This window comes from Gilliamella sp. B14384G12 (assembly GCF_016101825.1).
In the GTDB taxonomy this organism is placed as follows: Bacteria; Pseudomonadota; Gammaproteobacteria; order Enterobacterales; family Orbaceae; genus Gilliamella; species Gilliamella apicola_N.
The window spans coordinates 1-388 of the sequence record NZ_JACFPU010000053.1; the positions used below are offsets into that span (position 1 = coordinate 1).

1 protein-coding gene is annotated in these 388 nt (G+C 42.8%); it reads left to right on the plus strand.

Annotated elements, in window-relative coordinates; translation table 11 throughout:
- A partial coding sequence (locus H3S73_RS13620; RefSeq protein ID WP_198248931.1) for a contractile injection system protein, VgrG/Pvc8 family occupies nucleotides 1–388 on the plus strand: 388 nt, incomplete at both ends.

The following is a 388-nucleotide window of genomic DNA, read 5'->3' on the forward strand; positions in this document are numbered from 1 at the left end:
TATCAGTCAGTAACGATGAAGCCCGTTATCAGGTTGTCTTATCCTCGCAATTAGCCAAACTGGCATTAAGTCATAACTGTGCTATATTCCAAAATCAGAGCGTTATCAGTGTGGTTGAAGAGGTCTTACGTGGTCATGGTTATACCGGGATTGATTATCGTTTAGCACTTAAAGAGCAATACCCTGAACGTGAATTTATCACCCAGTGGCAAGAGAGTGACCTTGAATTTATTCAAAGACTGCTTGCTGATGTGGGGGTCTATTTCCGATTTGAAACGCATGGTGAACACAATTGCGATGTGTTGGTCATCAGTGATTATGAACAAGGTTATCAGCAGGTGGCTGATATTGTGTACAAACAACCGAGTGGCACACTGGATAACGGCGT